Source organism: Xenorhabdus anantnagensis (assembly GCF_028598555.1).
Taxonomy (GTDB): Bacteria; Pseudomonadota; Gammaproteobacteria; order Enterobacterales; family Enterobacteriaceae; genus Xenorhabdus; species Xenorhabdus anantnagensis.
In genome coordinates this window covers 54,391-61,612 of sequence record NZ_JAQRFN010000022.1, presented here as the reverse complement: position 1 = coordinate 61,612, position 7,222 = coordinate 54,391, and the positions used below count along the sequence as shown (strand labels likewise).

Genomic DNA, 7,222 nt, shown 5'->3' with positions numbered 1-7,222 from the left:
ATCAACAGCTTGTTCGGGATTGAACACAGGATTTGTCTGGCGGCAACAGCGCGGTGGTCCCACCTGACCCCATGCCGAACTCAGCAGTGAAACACCGTAGCGCCGATGGTAGTGTGGGGTCTCCCCATGTGAGAGTAGGACACTGCCAGACAACTAATCAGCCAAAAAAGCCATCCGCTCGCGGATGGCTTTTTTGCGTTGGATATTTTTTTGGAAATTGAATACTGAGATTAAAACAAGAATTAAAAATAGTATGAATTAATGCGCTTTTCCTTGTTCTATTCCAATCCCTGTCTGCGAACGAATAAATTGGCTGCGAAACATTATCCTCTCCTGTGCTCCTTGTTCTGAAGTATCTGTAATCGAAAATAACCAAGCACCAACAAATGCTATAAACATAGAAAACAGAGCTGGATATTCATAAGGATAAATCGGTTTCTCATGACCAAGAATGCTGACCCAAATCGTAGGGCCCAAGATCATTAATACAACTGCTGTCAGTAACCCCAACCATCCACCAACCAACGCTCCACGCGTAGTCAGCTTGCTCCAGTACATTGACAATAAAATAATAGGGAAATTACAGCTTGCAGCAATAGAGAACGCCAAACCGACCATAAAAGCAATATTTTGCTTTTCGAACAATATTCCTAGCCCAATAGCAACGAATCCCAGAATAACGACGGTAACTTTGGAGACCTTTAGTTCATCCCGCTCATTAGCATGTCCTCTTTTCATCACATTAGCATAGAGGTCATGGGATACTGCTGAAGCGCCTGCCAATGTTAACCCTGCTACTACAGCTAAAATAGTGGCAAAAGCAACTGCTGAGATGAAGCCAAGGAAAAAATCACCGCCAACGGCACTTGCTAGATGGACGGCTGCCATATTTGTACCACCAACTAATGCCCCTGTTGCATCTTTGAACGATGGGTTAGCACTGACCAATAAAATTGCACCGAATCCGATAATGAACGTCAGGATATAAAAATAGCCGATAAACCCAGTTGCATAGAAAACACTTTTACGGGCTTCCTTAGCATCGCTGACAGTAAAAAAACGCATAATGATATGTGGCAATCCCGCAGTACCGAACATTAATGCTAATCCTAAAGAGAGTGCAGAAATAGGATCAGATACCAATCCTCCGGGACGCATGATGGCAGGCCCAAGAGAGTGCACTGCAATGGCCTCTTTAAATAAGGTATGAAAGTTGAAATTAACAGCTTTCATGACCATCAGAGCCATGAATGTTGCCCCTGCCAGCAATAGAATTGCTTTAATAATCTGAACCCATGTTGTTGCCAGCATCCCGCCAAACAATACATAAAGCACCATTAAAATACCGACCAAGACAACAGCGACGTAATAATTCAATCCGAATAGCAACTCGATGAGCTTTCCAGCCCCAACCATCTGAGCTATCAGGTATAACGCAACAACAACTAATGAGCCGATTGCGGATAAAGTACGGATAGGAGTCTGTTTCAGTCGATAAGAAGCGACATCGGCAAAGGTGTAACGCCCCAAGTTTCTTAATCTCTCGGCAATGAGAAATAGAATGATCGGCCAGCCCACTAGGAAGCCAATGGAATAAATCAGCCCATCATAGCCAGAAGTATAAACTAGCGCTGAAATTCCCAGAAAAGAGGCTGCGGACATATAGTCACCAGCTATCGCCATACCATTCTGGAATCCAGTGATACGTCCACCTGCGGTATAATAATCTGAGCGTGAAATAGTCCGCTTTGAAGCCCAATAAGTAATGCCAAGAGTTAACCCGACGAATAACAGGAACATGACAATCGCCTGAATATTTAAGGGTTGTTTTTCTACATGATCTGATATGGCATCTGCTTGAGCTATGGTAGGAAAGAGGAAGGAAAATAGAGGTATTGATAACAATACAATTTTTTTCATTTTCTCACCTCGTTGAGAATAGTTGACGTCAGGCGATCAAATTCACCATTCGCCCTCACTACATAAATTCCTGTCAATATGAAAGAAATAAAGATGATGCCGATCCCTACGGGGATCCCCCGCGTCATACTGGTGCTTTCATGGAGCTGTGTTCCAAGCCATTCAGGAGCAAAAGCAATAAGAAAAACAAAACCAACATAAAGCACTAACATAATGATGGATAATAGCCAGGCAAAACGTCCCCGCTTCTTAACTAATTCCTTAAAGCGGGGATTATTCTCAACCTCTTGATAAATGTCGTCACTCATTAGAGTATCTCCTTGTTGATTTGAAACGGTACACCTTAAGTACTGCACGAGATGCCAGATACCGGATAGCCGTATCCGAGGGAATTCATGACTATTAGCCACTTCCCTGCATAGCTCTACGCTTTTGGTGATACGTTATTTAAGCCGCTTTGCAGCGGCCTATATGTTTTACGACATGGTTTTACAACATAACCTTACGACATATTGATAGATTGTTTTTCTTCCAGCAGTTTTTCAACGACTCCCGGATCGGCCAGAGTGGAGGTATCTCCCAAATTACTGGTATCACCAGAAGCTATTTTGCGTAAAATACGCCGCATTATTTTTCCAGAACGTGTTTTGGGCAGAGAGTCCGTCCAGTGAAGGATATCGGGTGTTGCAATCGGCCCGATTTCTTTACGAACCCAATTTCTGACTTCGGTATACAGTTCAGGAGAAGGCTCTTCACCATGAATTAGCGTGACATAAGCGTAAATAGCTTGCCCTTTGATATGATGCGGGATACCCACAACGGCAGCTTCAGCTATTTTAGGGAATGAAACCAGAGCTGATTCGATTTCTGCGGTTCCCAAACGATGGCCTGAAATATTCAGAACATCATCAACACGGCCTGTTATCCAGTAATATCCATCTTCATCACGTCGAGCGCCATCACCACTGAAATACATTCCCTTGAAAGTGGAAAAATAGGTTTGTTCAAAACGTTCATGATCGCCAAACAGAGTTCGAGCCTGCGCTGGCCAAGAGTCCGTCATGACAAGATTGCCTTCACACTCCCCCTCTAAAATTTCTCCTGAGTTATCAACCAATGCCGGACTAACGCCAAAAAATGGCAGAGTAGCGGAGCCTGCTTTGAGATCAGTAGCACCCGGTAGTGGTGTAATCATGAATCCGCCAGTTTCGGTTTGCCACCAGGTATCTACGATAGGACATTTACTATTACCTATTTTTTGGTAATACCACTCCCATGCTTCTGGATTAATTGGTTCGCCAACAGAACCCATAATGCGCAATGATGTGCGTTTTGTGCCTTCTATTGCTTTATCACCTTCAGCCATTAATGCCCTGATAGCGGTTGGTGCAGTATAAAGAATATTAACTTTATGTTTGTCAACTACCTGACAGAGACGATTAACATCGGGATAGTTGGGAACACCTTCAAACATCAAGGTCGTGGCACCGCAGGATAGTGGCCCATATAGCAGATAACTATGCCCTGTTACCCATCCTATATCGGCTGTGCACCAATAAATTTCTCCGGGACGATAATCGAATGTGTATTTGAAAGTTAAAGACGCGTAGACCAAATAACCACCCGTCGTATGCAGAACGCCTTTAGGTTTGCCGGTAGAGCCTGAGGTATAAAGAATGAATAGTGGATCTTCGGCATTCATCTCTTCAACGGGGCACTCACTACTAACACTCTTTATCAGCTCATGCCACCATAAGTCACGGTCGTTGTTCCAGTTTTTGGTATTTCCGGTACGTTTGAAAACAACCACATTTGTTACGCTAGTGACGTCTGGATTACTCAGGGCCTCATCGACATTTTTTTTCAATGGGATGGTTCGACCCGCTCGTAAGCCTTCATCTGCGGTAATAACGAGTTTGGCATTAGAATCGATAACTCTGCCAGCGATGGCATCAGGGGAGAAGCCACCAAAGATCACGGAATGGATCGCCCCAATACGGGCACAGGCCAACATTGCAACGGCAGCTTCTGGCACCATTGGCATATAGATAGCAACAACATCGCCTTTTTTGATCCCAAGTTTTTTCAATACATTAGAGAATTGGCAGACGTCATGATGTAATTCCCGATACGTAACATGGCGGGATTCTGCGGGATTATCTCCCTCCCATATAATAGCAGTTTGATCGCCACGCTCTTGCAAATGGCGATCAAGGCAGTTGGCACTTAAGTTCAGAGTGCCATCTTCAAACCAGCGGATGCTGATATGCCCAGGATCGAAAGAAGTATTTTTGATCTTGGTGTAAGGCCTAATCCAATCAACTATGTTACCTTTTTCCCCCCAGAACCCTTCAGGATCTTGTAAGGACCACTGGTAGTCCTGTAGGTACTGTTGTTTGTTTATCAGGGCCGTATCTGCAATATCAGCAGGAATAAGATGCTTGATTATTTGAGTCATATTTTTATCTCCTTGCAATTGTTAATACTATGTCAAAACAAGGTTAACTAAACTGTAAGAAGAATTTTTGTTTCTTTTTTGCGCGGAAGATCACGCAATAAAGAGAATGAATTTCATGGCATGATCATTTAGTACAACCTATTTGATTAATATTAAATAAGCCTGTTAGTTTTGATAACGGCTAAATATTTCATAAAATCGACATTAGTTGGATTTTCAGTTTAATGGGAGTGTGAAACGTGAGCATACAAAGGAAACCATAGTGAATACATGGAATTGATAATCATTTTCATTATCGTGCAATTCACTATAATAGCCATTCACTATAGTAATAGTGTTGTTCACAAGGTGTGAGCTTTATATATTCTAAACAACTGGAGATATGATATGAGCTATTCACTGCCTTCTCTACCTTACTCCTATGATGCGTTAGAGCCTCATTTCGACAAACAGACGATGGAAATTCATCATACTAAGCACCATCAGACGTATGTCACTAACGCGAATACCGCTCTGGAAGCTTTCCCAGAACTGAGCAAACTGGGCATTGATGACCTAATCCAACAACTTGATAAAATTCCAGCGGATAAACGCACTTTTATTCGCAACAATGCGGGTGGGCACTCAAACCACAGCCTGTTTTGGAAAGGATTAAAGCTGGGTACAGTATTGGGTGGTGCTTTGAAAGCGGCTATTGAGCGTGATTTTGGAAGTATCGACAGCTTCAAGGAAAAATTTGAACAAGCGGCAGCAACTCGTTTTGGCTCTGGCTGGGCGTGGTTGGTGCTGAAAGACGATGGCAAACTTGCTGTTGTTTCAACAGTTAATCAGGATAGCCCACTCATGGGGGAAGAAATAGCTGGTGCTTCCGGTTACCCTATAGTGGGTTTGGATGTGTGGGAACACGCTTATTACCTGAAATATCAGAATCGCCGTCCTGACTACATCAAAGCGTTTTGGTACGTCGTAAACTGGGACGAAGCGGCAAGACGCTACGAAGAAAAAATTAAGTAATCCATTCTATTATTTTCCACAATAATGCTGGTCATGCTCGTGATCGGCATTTTTATTGTGCATAATCTTGGCTATTATGCCTGAGTAATACTTGTTCACTTTTACTAGCTCATTAAGAGGAAACAAAAATGTATTATCCACAAGTATATAGAGGCAAGATATTATCATCAGAAACACTGGGTTACAGTGCAATCAATAAACTGGTGGTGAATGGGCGGCTACAGCTAACCTCTCTTGGACTGGAAGGTGATGAACAAGCGGAAGCTCGTTTTCATGGTGGGTCTGATCGTGCTCTTTGTCATTATCCAAGAGAACATTACCTATTTTGGAAAAGGCAATTTCCTGAATTAATGGAGTTATTTGTATCCCCTTTGTTTGGTGAAAACATATCCACAGAAGGAATGACGGAAGATAATGTCTATATTGGCGATATTTTCCAATGGGGTGAAACGCTGATTCAGGTTACTCAGCCACGTTCTCCCTGTTTTAAACTCAATCTTGTTACAAACATCAGAGATTTTGCTGCGATAATGCAAAATAATGGGCATTGTGGCTGGTTATACCGTGTTATCTCTTCTGGTTTGGTAAGTGCGGGCGAGCCGATAAAACTGTTAAGCCGTAATAGTGATGTTTCTGTTAAGGAAGCTATTTCCATTGCTTTTCATTATCCATTTGATGAAGAACAATATCGTCGTTTAATGGGAGCTGCTGGATTATCTGCCAGTTGGAATCTGACGATGCAAAAACGCATATTGCATGGAAAAATTGAGGATTTTAATCGTCGTTTATTGGGTAATTAATGCAATCTATTAATGATGTAATCATATTTTTAATGTGATGTTAAGCACAACATTATGAATTTAAAAGACTAAAGTATATATCTTAAATAAGATAATTTCTTGTGCCTCCTAAATATTAATTCTAACCTACCATCCATAATTAAATTTTTTCTATATGACTCTTTAAGTAAAATTATTAATGTAAACTGTCGTTTGTTTTTAAAGGAAAGGTAATATGAGAACACCAAAGAAAATACATTATTTTTGGACTGGGAATAATGTATCAGAAAGTTTTATAGAAAATATCATTATAATGAAAGCGGAAAACCCTGGTTTTGAAATTAATTTATGGGTAAGCAATAAGGTATTGATTATAAAAACATTTAGAGCCATGACAAAAAATTGTGGTGAGATATTTGGGTGTGATTTTGATAAAATAAGAAGAAAAAAATCCACAGAAAATGAAGAAAATATGGGGGAATTAAAAAATCAGATTAGTTCACACTATGCTCAAAACCCTATTCATCCAACTAAGCAAATTAAACTAATTAACCTAGCTAATCCACTTGAGCCAGTAAATCAAACGAGTAGAAATAATTCTAACAACCAAATTGGTTGGCAAGATAATCGATATAAAAAATATCCAGATGGCATAAAGGATACATGGGTTGCTTCAAGAGTCATTCCAGAGATTCGTTTTGATATGGCTTATCAGAATACTGGGCCAGGAATGTATGAGAAATATTTAAAGGACATTGATAAAGACAGACTACCTAATGATGCGAGGCCTTCGGCTGCATTTAGGGTTGAGAAAGGTAAAGAGCATCTTTTCGAAAAGGTTGATGCGAGTGGAAAGTGGAGAAATGTCAGTAAAATTCATGATATTCACCATGATGATACAGAGTTTCCTTCTTCGTCTAATTTGAGTCTTATGCATCATAATAAGATAATGAAATTTATTAAAAAATAATAATGCAAAGTGACAACAAACTCGTGACAAAAAATAATGCCAAAGGATGAATTAATACCCTTTGGCATTTATATCCTATTA

Annotated in this window: 6 protein-coding genes and 1 rRNA gene; 4 read left to right on the top strand and 3 right to left on the bottom strand. The window is 40.8% G+C overall.

The window, feature by feature from the left end:
• Positions 1–35: 35 nt before the first annotated feature.
• Positions 36–151, top strand: a 5S ribosomal RNA gene (rrf, locus tag PSI14_RS15195).
• Between the two features lie 107 nt (positions 152–258).
• Here rrf and actP read toward each other — a convergent pair.
• The 3 genes from actP to acs form a co-directional block, all read right to left on the bottom strand.
• Positions 259–1,920 (bottom strand): cation/acetate symporter ActP, encoded by a 1,662-nt coding sequence (gene actP, locus PSI14_RS15190; RefSeq protein ID WP_273576675.1) that lies wholly within the window; start codon positions 1,918–1,920, stop codon positions 259–261.
• Positions 1,917–2,228 carry a DUF485 domain-containing protein gene (locus tag PSI14_RS15185; protein ID WP_273555588.1) on the bottom strand — a complete coding sequence of 104 codons (312 nt, stop codon included), beginning with the start codon at positions 2,226–2,228 and terminating at the stop codon, positions 1,917–1,919. Before PSI14_RS15185 ends, actP begins: the two co-directional genes overlap by 4 nt.
• A 194-nt stretch (positions 2,229–2,422) precedes the next feature.
• A complete protein-coding gene (gene acs / locus PSI14_RS15180; RefSeq protein WP_273576674.1) occupies positions 2,423–4,378 on the bottom strand; it encodes an acetate--CoA ligase in 1,956 nt (651 codons plus the stop codon).
• 387 nt (positions 4,379–4,765) lie between these two features.
• On the opposite strand from acs, the gene sodA reads away from it, so the two are divergent.
• From sodA to PSI14_RS15165, 3 genes are all read left to right on the top strand, one after another.
• Entirely contained in the window at positions 4,766–5,392 is a 627-nt protein-coding gene (gene sodA, locus PSI14_RS15175) for a superoxide dismutase [Mn] (RefSeq protein ID WP_273576673.1), read from the top strand.
• 128 nt (positions 5,393–5,520) lie between these two features.
• Positions 5,521–6,192 (top strand): 6-hydroxyaminopurine reductase, encoded by a 672-nt coding sequence (yiiM, locus tag PSI14_RS15170; protein ID WP_273576672.1) that lies wholly within the window; start codon positions 5,521–5,523, stop codon positions 6,190–6,192.
• Positions 6,193–6,406: 214 nt separating this feature from the next.
• Positions 6,407–7,141 carry a glycosyltransferase family 32 protein gene (locus PSI14_RS15165; protein ID WP_273576671.1) on the top strand — a complete coding sequence of 245 codons (735 nt, stop codon included), beginning with the start codon at positions 6,407–6,409 and terminating at the stop codon, positions 7,139–7,141.
• The last annotated feature ends 81 nt before the right edge of the window (positions 7,142–7,222 follow it).

Excerpts from the sequence above, each read along its gene's own strand:
- actP (WP_273576675.1), bottom strand. The coding sequence starts at position 1,920 with ATGAAAAAAATTGTATTGTTATCAATACCTCTATTTTCCTTCCTCTTT.
- PSI14_RS15185 (WP_273555588.1), bottom strand. The coding sequence starts at position 2,228 with ATGAGTGACGACATTTATCAAGAGGTTGAGAATAATCCCCGCTTTAAG.
- acs (WP_273576674.1), bottom strand. The coding sequence starts at position 4,378 with ATGACTCAAATAATCAAGCATCTTATTCCTGCTGATATTGCAGATACG.
- sodA (WP_273576673.1), top strand. The coding sequence starts at position 4,766 with ATGAGCTATTCACTGCCTTCTCTACCTTACTCCTATGATGCGTTAGAG.
- yiiM (WP_273576672.1), top strand. The coding sequence starts at position 5,521 with ATGTATTATCCACAAGTATATAGAGGCAAGATATTATCATCAGAAACA.
- PSI14_RS15165 (WP_273576671.1), top strand. The coding sequence starts at position 6,407 with ATGAGAACACCAAAGAAAATACATTATTTTTGGACTGGGAATAATGTA.